The organism is Streptomyces sp. NPDC059564, assembly GCF_042735575.1.
In the GTDB taxonomy this organism is placed as follows: Bacteria; Actinomycetota; Actinomycetes; order Streptomycetales; family Streptomycetaceae; genus Streptomyces.
This window is the reverse complement of sequence record NZ_JBHWBP010000146.1, coordinates 1-18,091: the sequence shown is the minus strand read 5'-3', so window position 1 is coordinate 18,091 and position 18,091 is coordinate 1. Positions and strand designations below refer to the sequence as shown.

Genomic DNA, 18,091 nt, shown 5'->3' with positions numbered 1-18,091 from the left:
CCTTGACCTCGCCGACAGTGCAGGGCTTCGTACCGCCGGCCGGGGCGGACGCCGAGGAGGTGGGCGCGGTCCCGCCCGAGCCGCCGGTGGAGGAAGCGCCCCCACCACCGGTCGAGGAGCCGCCCGTGGGCGTCGGCGCGGTCGGCACGGAAGCGGCGGGGGTGGCGGGCGGCGTGCCCGCCGCCCCGTCGTCGGCCGGGCCGCAGCCAGTCATCAGGACGGTGGCGGCGGCCGCCGCCACGAGCGCCGCCGCCGAGCGGCGGAGGCCTGCTGAGTACTGCATGGGATGCTCCTCGGTGTCTCCCGGCCGGCCTCACACCGGCACGTGCAGGGACACGACGCCGTGGCCCGCCCGAGTTCCCGTGCTGCGCCGTTGTGGCAGTCCTGTCACGCGACCATGACGCTTGGCCTCCGCCGGTCCCGACTGGGACTGCCCCGTACGGTACGCCGCCCTGTGGCAGCACGGGCGGATGCGGACCCCGATCCCGGACGATGGCCCCGGCGCCTACGTGGTGGAGGAGTTGAGCGATCTGCCCCCAGTGCAGCAGGTGCTCGACAGGGCGGTCGCCCGGCAGCTCCCGGAGATCCAGCCGGTGTTCCCCTCGGCGCGGCGGGCGTCGCCGTGGCAGTTCATCGAGTTCGGCCGGGCTAGGGGGCGGTGCGCCACCTGGACGGCATCGCGCCCGACCTGCTGGAGCTTCCCCGGCATGTCGCGCGGATCGGCGTGACCATCGAGTACGCCGCCGACGCGAGTTCTTCATGGAGACCGGCCCGGGTGAGGGCGTTTGGGACGGAGAGCTCGGCGACGGCCCCACCTCGGGTAAGCGCCGGGCATGCGGTTCACCCGCATGGCGCCCCATGACAAGATCTCCCGCGGCGACCATGACACGTCCTGGATCCACACCATCACCGGCAGCCCCAGCACCATGCCCGCCCGTACCGGCACCGCCATCGTCTACGGAGCCCAGCTCATCCACGGCATCAACTCGGTCACCGAGGGGCGCTGCCGCACGTTCATCACGGGCCTCGTCGCCGGAGAATGAACGACGTCCGACTCCCCGGGGTGCCGTGGGCGGCTGCAGCCAGGCGATTGGCCCGGCCGGGCAGCGTATGCCGGCCGACCCCGCTCGTGGTGGCCACGCTCCCGGACATACCCGTGACCGCAGAGCCCCCGAAGGCGCGCCGGTGACCTGTCTCGCCTTGATCCGTTGGATACCCGGAATGTCGTCTCCGGAGGGACTCCACATGCTCAAGAAGATCGTCATCGCATCGCTGCTCACGGCCACTGCGGCCATGGGAGCGGCTACACCCGTCATGGCGGCCAACCCGGTCTCACCCACCATTCACGGCGCGGCCCCCGCTGCCGACGCGCAGCGACGAACCCGCCGCCCCACGGGCCGACAACGGACGACGCTGCTCCTACGGGCTGCTCTTTGTCACCGACCCAGACGAGGCCGGGTTCCTGCGCGGTGAAGTCGCGCTGGACGAAGTCCGGTGCGGCCTGCCGCTTTCCCAGCCTGGTCATTCCCCTGCGGTGCTTCACCAACCGGGCCACCAGGCCGGCTTCGGCCATCACCCTGGCGGCGGTGTTCACCGAGACGAGCCAGCCCTTGCGGACCGGCAGGATGAAGATCTTCGGCGACCCGTAGATGGAGCCGGACTCCTTGAAGATCTCCATGATCTCGTCGGTCAGCTGCTGTCGTCGCAGCTCACGCCCGGTGGGTCAAGGCCCCGCCACTTGTAGAACCATGACTCGCTCACGCCCAGCCGCGGCAGGCCACGGTGTGCGGAACGTTGTGCCCGGTCCTCTGGTCGCTGATCACCCCGACCACGACGGCCGGGTCCGCGGCAGCTACTTCACCCACAGGACCATGCAGCGTTTGAGGACATTACGCTCCATGCCGAGCTCCTTGTTGTCCTACTTCAACTGCGCGTTCTCCGCCCGCAGCCGGGACAGCTCATCGGTCTCGCTCTCGCCCCGGCCGTTGCCGGCCCGCTTGGCCCGCGAGACCCGGCTCGCCAGCGTCGTCTCGTTGACCCCCAAGTCCTGCGCGACCTCGGGGACCGGCTTCCCGGTTTCGTCAGGATCCGTACAGACCCTCACGAAACTCAGCCGTGAACACCCGACCCTTCTCCGCCATGACTCTCAACTTCCCCTGCAGTCACGGACTTCACGCTACGAGGGGAGACTCAATCCGCTCGCCGCGCCGAGTGTGCAGCGGAGCGGAGCGGCCCCAACGACACCGCAAGACAAAGGTTCGGTCCTCCTTGGTCCCCGAAACCATCCTTCAGGTGTTCTGAACGTGGGATGATAGTAAGGAAGGTTGGGGTCTACATCACCCCGATGCGGGGGCAGTCGTGGGCCGGGGACGGCTCGTGACGCACTGGGGGTAGGAGGGGGTGCGCCCGTGAGTGTTCTCAGTCTCGTTGGTGCCGGGGTATTCGGGCTGGTGGTCGGCTGGATCACCTACCGCACTCTGCGCAGGGCCCGAGACGGAGCCCAGATAGCTGATCTGGCGGCGGTCGTCGCCGCCATCGGGGGCGGTGCTGTCGTGAACGCCCAGCTCGCCGAGCCAGATTTGTTCGCGGCGTACGGGATCGGACTCGGAGTCGGGTTCTTCTCCTACCTGGCGGTCAGCCTGAAGCTGGAGGGGCGCGAAGTCGTCGCCGGCCGCGATGGCTTCCTGGGCGGGCGCGAGCACACGGCACCGGGGTCCACCGCTGAAGAGGCGCAGAGGTCAGCCGGAGGAGTCGACGAGGCTGCTTCGCCTGGGCGACCGTCCAGCTCCGGCTTCCTCGGTGGGCGCAAGACCCCCTGACCGGAGGCCGACACTCACGGGCCGACAGGAACTGACGGCTCTGCTGTGCCGTCAGGCGGGTCGGGCTTCACCACAGCCAGTCGTTGCCGGAGCGCACATCACGGGCGCCGCCTCACGGGAGCGGGGGATACGACATGGAAGTTACCCTGGGCGATGTGCTGCCCACTCCTTGGACGCGGCAGGGGGCACACTTCGACGTGGACGGGTTCCTCACCGCACTGGAACCGTCCGGCCCGCACAGCTCGGCCTGTAGAGAGCTGCTGCTTGCCTTGCGCCACGCCCGCGCGCGGGTGGAGGGATCGGGCGCGCCCAGCCCCGGGACGGCGGCGGACATCGCCCGAGCCGTCCTGGAAATCGCCGTTGAATGGCGGATGCCCGATGTCGAGCGCTGGGCGGTGGCCTGGCTGTGCGCATGGGGGGACGCGTTTCTGCGCCTGCGCTGGTCCTCGCGTTCCAGGGACGGCCGGTTCCGCCGTGAAGGACACGCCTTAGGCAGCGTCAACGTGATCCTCGGCACGCGGGCGGCCGCGGTCCTGGGCACGAAGTCGGGCACAGTGCAGCAGTGGACGCCCGAGGAGGGCCTGACGACGCTTGCCCGCCTCGACGCGGGCCCGGTGCGGGCACTGGCCGTTCGCGGCGACTGGATGTTCGCCGGTGGCCAGCACACCACGTTCACCACCGTCGGCATGGACCGTCCCCCTCCCGCGCTGGAGCGCCGCGCCGCCATCACAGCCGCCGCGATCGGCCCGCGGGGCTGGGTCGGCTGCGGAGACGAGTTGGGGCGTGTCCTGGTGTACCGGCCCGGCACGGATGGATGGCTTCCGCTGCCCGCGTCGGCCGGCACCGACGGGCAGGTCATGGCGCTGGCCTTCCGCGGAGACGAGGCGCTCCGTGCGGTCTGGGGTGACGGCACGGCAGCGGAATGGAGATCCGGAGACCCGGGTGCCGATGCGGCCGGTGCCTGGCGGACGCTGTCACCGGCTACGACGTGGCTGGCCGCGGCCGCATGGGACGAGGACGGAGAACGGCTGGCCGTCGCGACGGTCGGCGGAGATGTCCGCGTCCTGGGTGAGGAAGGGCCCGCCTGGTCGCACCTGGGCGCGCGGGCCGTTGCGTGGTCATTCGACGGCCGCCTCGCCTCCGCCAGTCGGGACAGGGTGCTCGTCGGTGAGCCGGGGGAGGAGGCGTCCGAGGACAGGCTGACGGGGGACGACACGGTCGAGCACCTCGCCTTTCTCGGCTCCCGGTACCTCATCACCACCCGGGGAACGGAAGTGGTGCAGTGGGACCTGTCGCACACGGGGAGTGAGCTACCCGTAAGCGGGGTACCGCTGGCGCTCATGGGCGGCGACGTCGTTACCGCGGTGGCCACCGCGGAACGCGGCCGGGCCGCCGCGGGAACCGCTCTCGGACACCTGCGCGAGTACGACGGCCGCGGTACCACCACGGCTCAGGCCGCTCTGAGGCCGACCGGAAGCCGGATCTACCACCTGGTCCCCCACGGCAGGGACTGGCTGGTCGCCAGTCATGTCGGGGCGTTCCTCTGGTCTCCGAACGCGGCGGCTGACGCTGTAACACGGTTGAGCACCGCCCTCTGCACCGCTGTGGCGGCTTGCGGAGAGCAGCGCGCCCACGCGGAGGGAAGCACCGTCGTGCTCTCCTGCGGGGACACCCAACACGTTCTGCGCCTGCCGAATACCGTGGCCGACATCTGTTTCGCGGCCGACGGTACGATCGCCGCGCTTGACGACGGGGGCAACATCCTGGTCCGGGGACCCGAGGGCGGCCCCGGCATCGCCGCCCCGCTGACGGCCGGATCGCGACTGCTGGGGTTCGGGGCCACCGGCCCGCTCGTCCGCGAGCCCTCGGGTACCGTGCGGGAACTGGCGACCGGCCGGCGCCTCCAGGATCCGAACACCACCCTTCCAGCAGGATCCGGACCGGCCGCGAGATATGACGAGAGCCGGTTCGCAGTCGCCCACCCCGACCGGGGAGTGGTGCTGCACTCCGCCGGACGGCGGCCCCCGGTCATCGCCGCGGGCCAGGCGGAGCGCGTGGCGGCCGGGGACCGGCGCATCGTGGCCGCCGCCGACACCCGGGTCGTCGGCTACGACGTACTGGATCCGGCTGCCGGTCACGAGGGCGTCGTACAGCTACGGGTCCGGGCCACGGACGACGGCTACGACCTGGCCCTTCCGAGCGGCCCGCACCTCCAGCTGTCCAAGCGCGAGTTCGGCGGAATCGATACCCGGGTCGCCCAGTCCGTCGACAGCCTCTCCCGCGTCGTCTTCGCCGCCGGTCTTGTGGGCGAGCGGGTGTGGCAGGCGGGATTCGATCTCGCACTGGACGCCGCCCGGGGCCCGTTCCCGGACCGACCCGTGCGGATCGAGCTGGACGCTGACAGCGAGACCGACAACTTGCCCTGGGAGCTCCTGCACGCGGCGAACGCTCCCCTGGGATGGTTCAACCGCCCGCCGGTGACGATCGTGCGTACCGTCCGCCCGCAACGGAGTCCCACGAACAGTCCGGGCCGGCCCCGTCGGCCCACCATGTTGGTGCTCCGGGGTACCGACCACAGCGGCCCCGGCGGCAGCGACCTGCTGAGAAGCGTCGACGAGGCATACGACCTGATGCAGCGCCGCACCCGGCGCAGCAACGTCCGCCTGGCCGAGCCGCAGCCCGTTGCCATTGAGCAACAGGAACAGTTCGAGTCCGCCCTGGCGAACCCGGTGGACCTGCTGCAACTCTGGGCGCACTGCGACCCCGACCGGGTCCGATTCTCCCGGGGCTTCCCCCCGCTGAGCACCGAGCTGGTTGCCGAGACCATCGCCGGAGCACGCCCACGTCTGGTGGTGATCGTCGGCTGCCGGTCGGGCGCTCTGGGCCGCCGGCTCGTCGAGCTCGGCGTCCCGTGCGTGGTCGCCATGCGTTCAGAGGTGTACAGCCACACCGTGCAGCCGCTGGTCGAGGACTTCACGGCGCTCACCCTGGAGGGTGCTGCGGTGGATCTGGCCTTCGCCGACGCCCTGCACCGCTATGTGCTGACCGGACAACCCGGAGCAGCCGCCGTACCCATGCTCTATCTCGCCACTGACGCGGACCCGGTGCTCTTTCCCGCGCCCCGACCGGCCGAGCCACCCTCATAGTCCCGGAGGCACTGCATGCACCAGCCCCTGGTCTTCCTGGAGTCCTTCGACTCCACCAGAGCGACAGCCAACGACCGCGAGCACCATCCCAACCGCGCCCAGGCCCAGACCGAGGCGCTGCTGTATCTGCTCCTCGGTCACTCGCTCGCCGTCAACAACACCTACGCCATGGACTCCGTGAGCGTCCTGGAGCTGGCCGACGCGCTGCTGTCGACACGGTCCGAGGCACTGAACAGAGGCAAGGACCGCACCGCCCGGGCCAGGCTGGCCCGTGCCCGCCCGGTCCTCGTCTCCTGGTTCGGGGCCGACAACCTCCTGTCGGCTTGTGCCGGACAGTTCCTGCGGGTCGAACCGGGTGCCAAGTTCCGCCTCTCCGGGTGGGCACCGATCGATGACGACCACGAGGCGCGCAAGGAACTCGCAGCCGTCCTGACCAGAAACCAGGGGGACCCGCGACAGCTCCCCGACGCGCCCGCCTGGCTGGGGCGCGACTACCCCAAACTGGCAGAACGCTTCGACATCCTGCTCCGGCTCGCGGAGTACAGCGGCCGCCGCGATGCCGGCTACGCCTCGGGGGTGGCCCACGTCCAGCTTGGCGACTATCTCGACCACTTCACCGGCCTGGAGAACGAGACAGTGGAGGAACTCGCCCGGCGTCGGCACTGCCCGGGCGACATCGCGCTCAGGATCCGCCAGGAAATCAGTTGCCGGCAGGGCCTCGTCGATCTCGGGAAACGGGGCTGGGCGCACGACCTCGTCGCGAACTCCTCCTCGGACGACCTGCGGAACCACGAACAGATTCGCGAGTTCGTGGACACCCTCTACAACGCCGTCCTCGCGGACTCGGCCGGGGCCCAGGCCGGCTTCATGTCCTCCGTGCCACGAGTGGACGCCCGCGACGAGCTCAAGCACGTCAACGCCCTGGCCCTGGAGACGATCCGGAGCCGCCGGGGACTTGTGCCCGCCCAGCTCGGCCCGCAGCGGGCCGAGGCCGCGATCCCCACGGTCTCCGGGGTCTTCACGGCAGCCGAGACGCTCCCTGGGCTGCCCGTGAGCGCGCTGCGCCAGCTCTTCACGACCTACTGGGAGCTGATCGCCGACCACGACCGGTGGCCGTCGTGGCAGGACAGCTGCGTCCGGTTGAACGCGCTCCTGGAGGAAACCACGAGGCAGCGCACCCAGACCGTCGAGCTGCCGAACCGGCCGCCGGGCAGCAGCCCGGTCACCAGCAGGCTGCGGGAGGCGTGGGCAGGGCACCTGGCCGTGCTCCAGGGGTTACTTCCGGACACCCTGCGCGCGGACGACGGAGCACTGGTCCTGGCAGCCCGGCACGGCGGCACCGACTACGCACAGCTCCTCCAGATGGAGGACCTCGCGCCCGATGTCCGCGCCAACGCCCTCGCAGTCGGCGAACACCTTACGGGCCTGGCCACGGCCGTGGCCGAGTGACCAGGCCCCAAAGGATCGGAAGCCCGGATGACCGCACACGACCTCGGCGAACTCCTCAACCCTTCTCGGCGACCGCAGGCGCCGCACCCCACCCTGCTGCCCTGGCTGGCCCGTTGGGCCGACCCGGCCGATCTGCCGAGTCTGGCGCGCGCCGCGGCCGCACTCGCCGACACCGTCGATCCGGGGTGGCCGCCCATCGCCGATGCGGTCGCCGAGACACTGGCCGAACGGGCCGACGCCTCCGCGCAGCTCGCCACACTGGTCGAAGCCCTGCCTCCGCTGGCCGGTCATCTCAGCCCCGAGGCGGCCGCCGCCCTGAACCCATCGGATGACCGGCCCGAGATTCTGGTCTACCGAGCGATGGCCGCCCGGCAGCCCCTGAACGCAGCCGCAGCCGCTGGCGACAGCCCGCCCGGGGTGCCGGCCGGCGACGCCTGGGAACAGCTACGGGCACTGGCCCGCTTCGCCCCCGCGGACGTCCCGCCCCTGGCCAATGTCCCCCTCCTGGCCGCGCTGCTCACCGGTCGCGCGGAGCAGCACGGCACGCTCGAAGACAGCGAGACGGTGTACCTGCTGCCCTACCTCGACCCGCGGACCGGTCCTCTCAGGGAACGCGCCGAGCTGGCGCTCGACCTCGTCGAGGAGGCACTGGACACCGAAGCCGAGTGGTACGCGGCGGCGCTGGCTGTCCGTGCCGTGCCGTACCTCGACGCGCGGCAGCGCGACCGGCTCCGCGACATCGCCGACGGCGCTGTCGGGCCCTGGCAGGGACACTTGCGGGCGCTCGCGGCGACCGCGCGCCTGCCCTGGCCGTCCGTACGCGCCGAGCTGGCCGCCGCACACCCCGGGCTCGCGGAACTGGACCGAGCCGCGGAAGCAACCGAGCCGGCCTCCCTGACGCTCCTCTGCCGACAGGTCATCGCGGGCATCGGGGCCCGCTACGGCGCCTCCGGAGGGTGGCGGGCCTCGCCCGGGGACTGGTGGCCGGACATCCGACCGGTCCAGACCACCGCCGGGCGCGAACTCGGAACAGACAGGGAGCCCTCGCCAGGCCCTCAAGACGCTTCAACGCCGCTGATCACCATGTCCTCGGCCGGAGCACCCGCCGGACAGCCCAGATACGTCAACACGCACATCGTGTACCCGAACGCCCCTTTCACCCCCGTCGACCGGTACCAGCCGCTTCTGGCGGACACCTGGTACGCGCTGCGGGTCCATATCGGCGAGTGGGCCGCCGACTCGCTGATCGACCACCCGCAAGCAGTGCCGGAGGAACTGCTTCCACAGACGTTGGAAGGGCACTGGCTGGAGGTGGCGGCAACCGGTGACGACATCGAGGTCGCCCAGGCCCCAGCCGCGCTCTTCCTGCCGCACCGGGGCGAGGCATGGGCGTGCTCCTGCCCGCCCGGAGTGCAGCCACACCGCTGCCATCCGTTCGACCGGACTCCGCACATCTTGCTGCCACTACGCTCGCCGAGCATCCCTGGAAGGCGCCGCCTGCGGGTGACCGTCCACTACCAGGGGCACCTGTTGCAGGCCTTCCAGCTCTCCATCGTGACCGGCACGGGGCCTGTGGCCGCGCCATACGTTCCGGTCCTGGACGGCTGGGTGGACTACACCGCCACCGAGGCCCTCACCGACCTCGACGCCCAGGCTCCCCGCACGCTCAGCGTCCTGACCGACGCGGCGGACGACGGCACCTGCCGGATTTACTGGAAGGCGGGCCCGCAGAGCGGACTGAAGGTCGTCGCCGCCGAGGCCCAACTCGGCCGGGCCATGGAGCTCTTCCGCCAGAGACTGCGGAGCGCCCACATCGTCCAGGGTAAAGGCGGGGAGGTGAACGCCTACGGCGGCGACAACAGCAAGGACCGGCGGCGATACCTCTCCGATCTGGCGCGGCTGGCCACCCTCGGCCGGACCCTGCGCAACAGTCTCAGAGCCATGGTGGACCAGGAGCTACCGGTGGCCGACGACCAGCCGTCCACCATCCAGATCGCACGGGTCCGCAACTCCACTTACGTCTTCCCGTGGCCCGTCCTCTACGACCTGCACCTGAACGATCCCCCGTTCGGTGTCGAGGACAGCGACTGGTACCAGCCTTGCCCGGTCATCGACCACTGGCAGCGGGACGTCATCGAGGCAGGCTACCCGCACGCGTGTCCGTACGGCTCGGGCCATCGGGTGGACACCCTGTGCCCCTACGGGTTCTGGGGGTTCCGCCACGCCATCGAAGTCCCGCCGTCCGCTCGGCCGGGCATCCCGATGCGGCGCGAGATCCCGTACCGGGATGCCGCCCGCATGGTCGTCGGGCAGACCCTCGACGACCAGCTGGACCTCGGGGCGATCTCGGCCCACCTCACCCGGATCGAACGCGACCTCCAAGTCCAGGTGGCTGCCAGGCAGACCAGCACCGCCGGCTTCGGTGCGGCTCTCGCTGCCCCGGAGCTGCAGTTCGTCTACTTCTTCTGCCACGGACTGCGCGAGTCGCAGCGCGACCCGTGCATCGGGCCGGTAGTCGAAATCGGCGTGCACGACGAAATCAGCACCCATCAGATCGCCACCTGGGACGAAATTTTGTGGACGCCGCGAGAGGAGCACTGGCGGTCGGCCGCTCCGCTGGTTGTCATCAACGGATGCCACACCGCTGAAATCTCCCCCGAGGCCCTCGTGTCGTTCGTCGATGCCTTCACCCATGCGTCGAGCGCAGGAGTGATCGGCACCGAGGTGATGCTGCACCAGAAGATGGCCGCAGAGGCCGCAGAGCGCTTCTTCGGTCATTTCGCCGACCCCGGGGGCCTCGACGCAGGAGAAGCGATCCGGCGCATGCGACTGGACCTGCTCGGCAAGGGCAACGTCATGGGCCTGGCCTACACGCCCTACTGCTCCGCGGAGCTGCGCCTGCTCCGGATCCCGCCCGGCTCCGAACGAGGGGGTACCCACGGCGAGGCGTGAACCGGTTCACGGGGGATGCCGATGGGCCTCCCTGGGTAGATTGCGCTCCGGGTACGCCATACAGCGATGGCACCGCAAGCCTCACCAGAGAGGATGGACTGTGGGCGCTGCAGAACGCCGGGCTCTCCGCCTTGCCGCATATCAGAAGCTGGTGGAGGACAGACCTCAGCTTTTCACCAACCCCGACGACGCGCCGTTCCGCATCCTGCTCGACCCGGCCGTTCAGAACCAGGTCGCCGACGCTGCCGCAGCTTCCGCACGCTCCCAGGGGTTGCCGGAAGAGTTCGGTGACATCGGCGTCGTATACCAGGACCGTTACGTGACCGTGGTCCGGGATGCCGTTCTGTTCCCACCTGGAGTACCCGGAGCCTACGTCCGGATCTGCCCCACGTCCGACGGGATCGGAGCCGCTGTCCTGCCGGTCCTCGAAGACCGGCGAATCGTGCTGATCCGCCACTTCCGGCACTCTGACCGGCAGTGGCACTGGGAGATCCCGCGAGGCTTCGGAGAGCCAGGGGAGAAGGGAGACAGCACGGCCCGGCGCGAGGTCGAGGAGGAACTCGGCTGTTCAGTGCGCGAACTGGTTCACCTCGGTGCGATGGAGGCGGACAGTGGGATGGCGGCGACCCGGACCGAGCTGTACCTTGCCCGCCTCGACGAGGCCCGGTTCCGCCTCACCCCGTCCGGCGAGGCGACGCGCGAGGGCATCAGCACTGTCCGGGCGGTCGACCGAGTCACGCTGGAGGAGATGCTCGTGCAAGGCCAAATCACGGACTCCTTCACGCTCAGCGCGCTCGCTTTCGCCCGAGTGCGCGGGCGGTTGTGACACCTCGCCCCGCTGTCCCCTCGCCCAGCCTCTCCACGTGGCGACGGCCTGTCGCACAGCGGGTCAGGCCCAAGTGCGATCTCTCGGGTTCGGAACCGTGGTGTGAGAGACAGCGAGTTGCCTGGTGTTGATGCTGGTCGGGGCCTTGTTTGGGGTGTGGGCTCACTGTCATGGAGGTGAGAGATCGGTGTGGGATCGCTGTCCGGGGTGATATCGCAGCATGGCTGACGCTGTCTCACCGCAGGGAATGTGAGGAAGGGCGTGGTGGTGATGACGGGCAGGGGGGAGCCGTTCAATCCCCGCCGGTGTCCGGGCTCCAGACGGCTGGGCCGCCTTCGCACCATTCGATCGCCAGTGGGTCGTGAGGTGCCTCGAAGTTCCCGGACAGGGACCCAATAGGGTTGCCCTGGCTGCATAGGTGAAAACGATGTTCTGGCACAGATCTTGGGGAGCGGTCGCGGAGTGTCACCGGGGCAACAGCATGAGGTGGGGCGGCCGCAGGTCGGTTTGCCGGGACAGCCCAACTTTCCAGGCGCTCTCGCGAGCCGTGCTGGCATCGCATGAACGATGGTAGCGATAGACGACACATCCAAACCTGACAGCCCTGTCCGCAGCGCCTATCCGCCCCTGGTGGAGGCAGCGTGGCTGTATCAGGCGGATCAGGTGTGTCCGGAAGACCTACCGATGACCGCTGCCCAGGCACTTGCCATGGGAATGGACACGCCGACCCTGTGCGAGCTCGCCGGCCTGCCGCGTCATGGGGACCCCCGGGACATCCGCGACACATTTGAGCAGGCTCTCGAAGAATTGGGGATCATTCTGCCCGATCACCGCCTGGCCCGGCGATACGCGCTGCGCAGGCTGGCCACGCGATTCACCGCCGGGGAGGTGGATCTCGCCGAGTTGGCATCGGACGAGTGGTCGGAGATGGAGGTCAAGACCGCTGAGGAGCAAGCATTCGTGGCGCTACTCCCGCCATGCGCGTGCTGCATCGAGTGCACGCTGGGGCTCGACAAGGCGGCATGGGAAGCGCAACTGCAGATCGCGGCCTGTGCCTTGATCTCGCATCCCACTGTCGGGCCGCGCTTCTGACGAGTGGGGTCAGAGGGTGTTTAGCCCATATTTGAGGTGCTATATGTTGGCTTGAGCTTCAGGTTGTCTGGGGCTGTTGAGGCTGGCATGAGTGATGGTGCACGAGTCGCGATTCCGGCGCCTGTTGGCCTGGCTGCTCCTGTTTCATCTCAAGACGCCGGGTTGTGTGCGCCGTGCGCTTCGGGCGCCGGTGTCTGCGCCTGGGCCTCCCGGATCGCGGGTGGGTAGCTCGAAATTGTGCCTGAACGTCGCCGATATCCCAGTGACCTGTCCGATGCCCGTTGGGAGCTGGTTGAGCCGGCCCTGACCGCGTGGCGGTCCGAGCGCCGCGGCCGCGGCCTGGAAATCGGCCGGCCACCGGATCACGACCTGCGCAGTCTGCTGGACGCGGTCCTCTACGTGAACCGGACCGGGATCCCGTGGCGCTACCTTCCGCACGACTACCCGCACTGGAACACCGTCTGCCAGTACTTCGGCCGCTGGCAGGAGGAAGGCGTCTTCGACCCGCTCAACACCCTCCTCCGCCGCCAAGTCCGCAGACAGGAAGGCTGGGAGGAGGAGCCGACCGCGTGTGCCGTCAACTCCCAGAGCATCAAGACCTCCACCAACGTCCCGGCCTGCGAGCAGGGCATCGACGCAGGCAAGAAGATCGTCGGCCGCAAGCGGGGCGTCGTCATCGACACCGTCGGACTCCTCCTCGGAGTCCTGGTCACCGCGGCCGGCGTGCAGGACTCGATCGCCGGCCAGAGCCTGATCGAACGGATCGCGGCCGACCATCCCATCCTCCGCAAAACCTGGGTAGACGGCGGCTACCGCCAGCACCTCTTCGAGCATGCCGCCACCCTCGGCATCGACATGCACATCGTCCGACGCGACCCCACCACCAGGGGATTTGCCGTCCTGCCCCGTCGATGGACCGTTGAGAGAACGCTGGGCTGGCTGATGAATCACCGCCGCCTCGCCTGCGACTACGAAGGCCGCCCACACCACTCCGAAGCCATGATTCACCTCGTGATGATCAACCTCATGACCCGCCGGCTCACCGCCGAATCCACCCCCCAGTTGGCGGGGCACGTGAACCGCATTCAACCCGGCAATCCGGGATGAACCGACGGTATGAAGCGACCTCTTAAGTACCACCGGTCGGCGAACGTCGCTCCGGAAGCCTTGAGTTGAGGTCCGCGGGCGGCGGAGCGGACCGTCGCGCGCCGGTCCGGCGGGGGTGGGCCGTCGCAGTGTCGGTGGGGCCGGATAGCGTGCGAGGTATGAAGATCGAATCCCTTCTCGACGACCTCCGTACGCTGCGCGACCGCGGCGCCTTGGGCACCGTGGACGCGCGGCAGGACCTCGGCGATCCGGGTGCCCTCGGTGGTCTCCGCGACCTCGGGGATCCGACCGGCGCCGACGGTGACGAGCGGGCCCGGGCCGAGGCCGTCCTCGCGCTCCTCACGGAGCGGGCCGACGACGTGGTACCCGCGCTGCTGGCCGGCGTCGCCGACGCCCGGTCGACTGCCACGCTCCAGCCCGTCATACGGATCCTGGCCCTGATCGGGCCGCCCGCCTTCGACGCCGTGCTCGCGGCCTGGCGACGCGGCAACGTGAAGGACTGGGCGGCGGGCCGGCTGCTCGGGGCGTTCGACGAGCGGTGCGCCGACCGGTACGCGGAGCTGGCCACCGATTCCGCTCGCGGCGCGTCGGGCAACGGGTTCGCGGGGCTGGTCCGGCTGCGGACGGACTCCGATGCCGGGCTGCGCGCCCTGGTGGAGTGCTACGCGGGCCGCCGCCCCGCCCCGTACAAGGCCGACGACTACGCCCTCATGACGCACGAGGCGTACCGCACCAGGTTGCGCGCGCTGCGCCGGGACCCGGCCGCCTCGCCGCGGATCCGGCGGGGCGCGATGGCCGCGCTCGTCGCCGGCGGCGGCGCCGACGGGCTCGACGCCCGCGACCGTGCGGCGATCGAGCGCCTGATCCGGGTGAAGATCGTGGGCGAGACGCCGAGCGCACCGTCGCCCCAGCTCTCCGGCTGGTGGCTGGCCGTGCCGGGGGCCTCGTACGAAGGGCTCTTCGACGCCCTGGACCTGCACCACCGGCGACCCATCACGTGCGCCACGGGCGTCGAGGCGGCGGGCCGGGACATCCAGGTGTCCGTCCCCGGAGGTGACGGCGCCGTCCAGACCGTGGGCCGTGTCTTCGTCACCCCGGAGCTGGACGGCTGGCGCCTCGTCTTCGGCCCGTACGACCTCCTCATCGGGGAGGGGTGGGCGGACATGGTCGAGACCGTCGAGCGCGTCAGCCGGCACTGCGCCCAGGCGCAGCTCTTCTTCGTCGACGACGCGGGCGGCTCCGACGTGTGGTTCGTTGCCGAGGAGGGCTGTGTGATCCGACAGTACGCCGCCGAGAGCGACCCCGAATGGGAGGGCGACCCGCTTCCCTGGGAGACCCTCGCGGTCGACGACCCCGACTTCGACCCGGAGTACGACGATGCCCCGCCCAACGCGGGAACCGCCGGAGCGCGCACCGCCTGCGGCCACCTCTCGGTCGACCCGGACCTGGTCGGCTCGGGCACCGAAACCCGGGGCCACGGCTGGCTCGCCCTCACCTCCCCGCACGCCGGCCACGGCGCCTTCCCCGGGATCCTCTCCATCTGAGCCCTCCTCCCCCCGCCCTCTCCCTCAGACCGCTCGGCCCTGCCGACCGGACCCACGTGCCCTTGCGCCACCCTCGCCCGCTCCTGCACGGATTCCGTGGGTGCGGCTCGGCACTTCAGGTGTCACACAGGGGAACGGCAGTACGTCACGACACCTGGCGGATCACGCCCGCGGAGTAACGCGAGGAACAACCCCAGCGGGGCGGCGGGTGTCAGCGGTGGCAGGTCACGCAGCCTACGGAGCGTCACCGGGAGGCTGAATCGGGCCAGTTGAGACGATCTCTAAGCAGCTTGGGTGGAGTTCAACGCTGATCGGCGGATCCGGTCTCGTTGCTGTCGCAGCGCATGGAGCTGGGGCCACTGACCATCGGTCAACGTGATGCGGAGGATGTTCGGGATGACATCCCTCCCGCCCCGCCTCTTACCGGAACACAGCCGACATCATCCAGATCGCATAGTCGCAGCCGGGAATCCGCCGAGTCGGGTAAAGATCGTGGGTTTCCACGATGCCGTCGCACCGGCGGGGAGTGGAGGGTGGGGCGTGTGCGTGCGGGGGCTGATTGACCACGAGCCGCCGGCGCTTTGTTGAGGGGGATGTGTGGGCGTGAAGAGGATGAAGGCCGCGGTTGTCGCGGCTGCGGTGCTGGCGGGTCTTGCGATATCTGCCGCTCCGGCTGAGGCCGCTCAGTGCAAGGCCGGGGGCGGTGCCCTGTACATCTGTGAGTACGGGGTGACGAACCACGCGCTTCCGGCCGGTCAGAAGGAACAGTTCCTGGTCGGTATGGATCAGGCGGTATGGACGCGTTGGACGATCGGTGGGACGTGGACCGGGTGGCAGTCTCTGGGCGGAATCGCCAAGAGCAAGATCGAGGTCGCAGACGGGCCTGACCCCAGACAGCCACCAGAAGGACAGCCCAATGGAGATGGGACATGGCTGAGGGTCACGGGCGGCGACGGCAAGCGGTGGATCACTTTGCGTAACAGCGACGGGGTGTGGATGGGGTGGGAGCGTCAGGGCGCGTAGGTTGAGCCCGAAACCGTGACCTGGACTCTGGCAGGGCTGTGCCCAGCTCCGCCCTCCGGTCACAATTCGGCCCCCAACGTCACCTCGGCACCCGTAGAGCAATGTTCCGGGTGCCGAGGCGTCCATCCGCTGGGGGCGACCCCGGACGGAGCGCCGCTCAGGCGATCCGCCGACCACGTCGGCAGATCGGCCAGGACTCACGTTAAACACGCTCGGTAAAGTTCGGGCCGAAGGCCCGGCCGAGGATCTCGCCGTCACAGGCGACGCGCCGCCCGCCCCCGGCCGCCGGTTGCGACCGGCGGCCGGGCACCGATGGGGGCGTGGACACAGGGGTGGGCGGGATCGTTTCCTCTGGTGAACGTGTTCGCCCGGCAGGGTGAGTTGACGGCTGGTGCCGTGTCCAGGACGGGCCCGCCCGTACTACACCCCTCCACGTGATCAAAAACTTGATGGCGCGCGGCCTGCCCGCGCTGCTCCTCGCCGCCCTGCCTCTGCTCACCACCGCCCCCGCCTCCTACGCGGCCGCGCACCATCCCCTCGCGGCCCCGGTATCGGCTCCTGTTGCTGGCGGTGTGCGGCGGGATCTGCCGGAAGCGCCGCCCGCCACGGTCGCCCGGACCGAGCTGGCCGCGCTGAACGTGGAAGCCCCGCACTCGATGGCCGGGTACTCCCGGGCGAGGTTCCCGCACTGGGCCCAGCAGGGCGCGAACTGCGACACCCGCGAGGTGGTCCTGGCCCGCGACGGGCAGGACGTGGTCCGGGATGCGGAGTGCCGGGCGGTGTCCGGGGCGTGGTTCAGCCCCTACGACGACAAGACCTTCACCAACGCGGGCCAGCTCGACATCGACCACATCGTGCCCCTCGCCAACGCCTGGCGCTCCGGCGCCGACCGGTGGGACACCCCGAAGCGGAAGGCGTTCGCCAACGACCTGGACAACCCGCAGCTGCTCGCGGTGTCGGCGGCGTCGAACCGGTCGAAGGGCGATCAGTCCCCGGACCAGTGGAGCCCCCCGTCCCGCGCCTACTGGTGCACGTACTCGCGGGCCTGGACCCACATCAAGCACCTCTACGGGCTGAGCGTCACCGCACCCGAGCGTGAGCAGCTGAACGTCATGCTCGACACCTGCGGCTGAGCCGGCCGTCCCGGTCATCGTTCCCCACGGGGAGCGGTGACCGGATTGCCCTGAACGCGGTCTGCCGCCCGGGAGACCGCCTCTGACAGACCCCCAGCGCGGGCCACCACCACACCGGTGGCGGTCCGCACTGCTGCTCTCACTCCTCGCCGGGATCCGCCGTATCCGGGCGGCACTGCGGACATGCCAGGGCACCCTTCGACCAGCGCGCGGCGGGCCCGGTCGGCGCTGGCGGGCTTGCACCGGGTGCGGGTGTCCCAGCACGTGCCGGCGTGCACGCGCGCGGGTGGCCGGCGCCGACCCGTGCCTGATCAGCCACTCCGGAGGCGGCGGCGCCAGGCGGCGTGAGGCCTCGGCCGCGATCTGCCGTTTCTCGGAGGCTATCCAGTCCTGGTTACGCCTCAGATCCCGCACCTGCAGCCGCTCCAGGAAGCGGAGCAGATCCAGGCGCGGGGTGCCGGCGGGAGGGGGTGGTGCGGACATCGCCGCTTCCCGTACTGCGCCGCCCGCGCTTCCCTGCACGGAGGGCACAGGGGTTTCTCTGGGGCTGAGGCTGTTGCGCGAGTCGAGTTTCGACGTCGTGGCGCAGCTCAGCGCCGGTAAGGATCACGGTAGCGGCCGCAACAGGTGTGGCTCTACCGCCCGATCGTGGGAGGTGTTCCGTCGTGTCGCTGTGGGGTGGGCTGGTCAGTTCCGGTTCGCCTCCAGAGTGTCCTTGGCCACGAGAGTGCCGTTGGACCAGCAGAGCCGGTAGAGGTCGACCTGGTCCAGGAGATCGCGACCGGAGCGGTAGAACTCGCAGTTGGTACCCGGCGGGCGGGGCGCGGAACGGGCGTGGTCGGGCGGATAGGGGAAGGTGCGGGCCGGGAGCAGACGGCCGAGCTCGGCGCGCGGTCGTCCCGGCTCCAGGGCGTAGAATCGAGACGGCGGCAGTACGCCCGTCGTCAGCTGCCAGGCCAGATAGGCGTCGGCCGGGACGAAGAACGCTGCTGCGGCGACG

At 70.1% G+C, this 18,091-nt stretch carries 12 protein-coding genes and 4 pseudogenes; 11 read left to right on the top strand and 5 right to left on the bottom strand.

Annotated elements, in window-relative coordinates; genetic code table 11:
- Nucleotides 1–283, bottom strand: a pseudogene (locus ACFV0Q_RS23450) (hypothetical protein); the annotation flags it as partial.
- A 121-nt stretch (nt 284–404) separates the two neighbouring features.
- Here ACFV0Q_RS23450 and ACFV0Q_RS23445 point away from each other — a divergent pair.
- Nucleotides 405–728, top strand: coding sequence for a hypothetical protein (locus tag ACFV0Q_RS23445; protein ID WP_385008270.1), 324 nt, complete (start codon nt 405–407; stop codon nt 726–728).
- A 105-nt stretch (nt 729–833) separates the two neighbouring features.
- On the top strand, nt 834–1,043 hold the full coding sequence (locus ACFV0Q_RS23440) for a hypothetical protein (protein ID WP_385008269.1): 210 nt from the start codon (nt 834–836) through the stop codon (nt 1,041–1,043).
- Between the two features lie 269 nt (nt 1,044–1,312).
- Here ACFV0Q_RS23440 and ACFV0Q_RS23435 read toward each other — a convergent pair whose 3' ends face one another.
- Entirely contained in the window at nt 1,313–1,693 is a 381-nt protein-coding gene (locus ACFV0Q_RS23435; RefSeq protein WP_385008271.1) for an IS3 family transposase, read from the bottom strand.
- Nucleotides 1,694–1,918: 225 nt separating this feature from the next.
- Nucleotides 1,919–2,104: a hypothetical protein gene (locus ACFV0Q_RS23430; protein ID WP_385008268.1), complete on the bottom strand. Its 186-nt coding sequence runs from the start codon at nt 2,102–2,104 to the stop codon at nt 1,919–1,921.
- Nucleotides 2,105–2,408: 304 nt separating this feature from the next.
- Between ACFV0Q_RS23430 and ACFV0Q_RS23425 the strand changes: the two genes are divergently transcribed.
- The 9 genes and pseudogenes from ACFV0Q_RS23425 (at nt 2,409) to ACFV0Q_RS23385 (ending at nt 17,091) form a co-directional block, all read left to right on the top strand.
- Nucleotides 2,409–2,819 (top strand): hypothetical protein, encoded by a 411-nt coding sequence (locus ACFV0Q_RS23425; protein ID WP_385008267.1) that lies wholly within the window; start codon nt 2,409–2,411, stop codon nt 2,817–2,819.
- Nucleotides 2,820–2,953: 134 nt separating this feature from the next.
- On the top strand, nt 2,954–5,965 hold the full coding sequence (locus ACFV0Q_RS23420) for a CHAT domain-containing protein (RefSeq protein ID WP_385008266.1): 3,012 nt from the start codon (nt 2,954–2,956) through the stop codon (nt 5,963–5,965).
- A 15-nt stretch (nt 5,966–5,980) separates the two neighbouring features.
- Nucleotides 5,981–7,414 carry a hypothetical protein gene (locus ACFV0Q_RS23415; protein ID WP_385008265.1) on the top strand — a complete coding sequence of 478 codons (1,434 nt, stop codon included), beginning with the start codon at nt 5,981–5,983 and terminating at the stop codon, nt 7,412–7,414.
- A 27-nt stretch (nt 7,415–7,441) separates the two neighbouring features.
- Entirely contained in the window at nt 7,442–10,366 is a 2,925-nt protein-coding gene (locus ACFV0Q_RS23410; RefSeq protein WP_385008264.1) for a hypothetical protein, read from the top strand.
- A gap of 151 nt (nt 10,367–10,517) precedes the next feature.
- The gene (locus ACFV0Q_RS23405; RefSeq protein WP_385008263.1) at nt 10,518–11,192 is read left to right on the top strand and encodes an NUDIX hydrolase; all 675 of its coding nucleotides are present in this window, start codon (nt 10,518–10,520) and stop codon (nt 11,190–11,192) included.
- Nucleotides 11,193–11,876: 684 nt separating this feature from the next.
- Complete coding sequence (locus ACFV0Q_RS23400; RefSeq protein WP_385008262.1) at nt 11,877–12,284, top strand: hypothetical protein; 408 nt, start codon at nt 11,877–11,879, stop codon at nt 12,282–12,284.
- Nucleotides 12,285–12,521: 237 nt separating this feature from the next.
- Nucleotides 12,522–13,362: pseudogene (locus tag ACFV0Q_RS23395) on the top strand (IS5 family transposase).
- A 187-nt stretch (nt 13,363–13,549) separates the two neighbouring features.
- Nucleotides 13,550–14,935, top strand: coding sequence for a hypothetical protein (locus tag ACFV0Q_RS23390; RefSeq protein ID WP_385008261.1), 1,386 nt, complete (start codon nt 13,550–13,552; stop codon nt 14,933–14,935).
- A gap of 1,457 nt (nt 14,936–16,392) precedes the next feature.
- On the top strand, nt 16,393–17,091 hold the full coding sequence (locus tag ACFV0Q_RS23385; protein ID WP_385008260.1) for an HNH endonuclease family protein: 699 nt from the start codon (nt 16,393–16,395) through the stop codon (nt 17,089–17,091).
- 14 nt (nt 17,092–17,105) lie between these two features.
- Here ACFV0Q_RS23385 and ACFV0Q_RS23380 read toward each other — a convergent pair.
- Nucleotides 17,106–17,384: pseudogene (locus ACFV0Q_RS23380) on the bottom strand (DUF6233 domain-containing protein); the annotation flags it as partial.
- A gap of 394 nt (nt 17,385–17,778) precedes the next feature.
- Nucleotides 17,779–18,091: pseudogene (locus tag ACFV0Q_RS23375) on the bottom strand (histidine kinase); the annotation flags it as partial.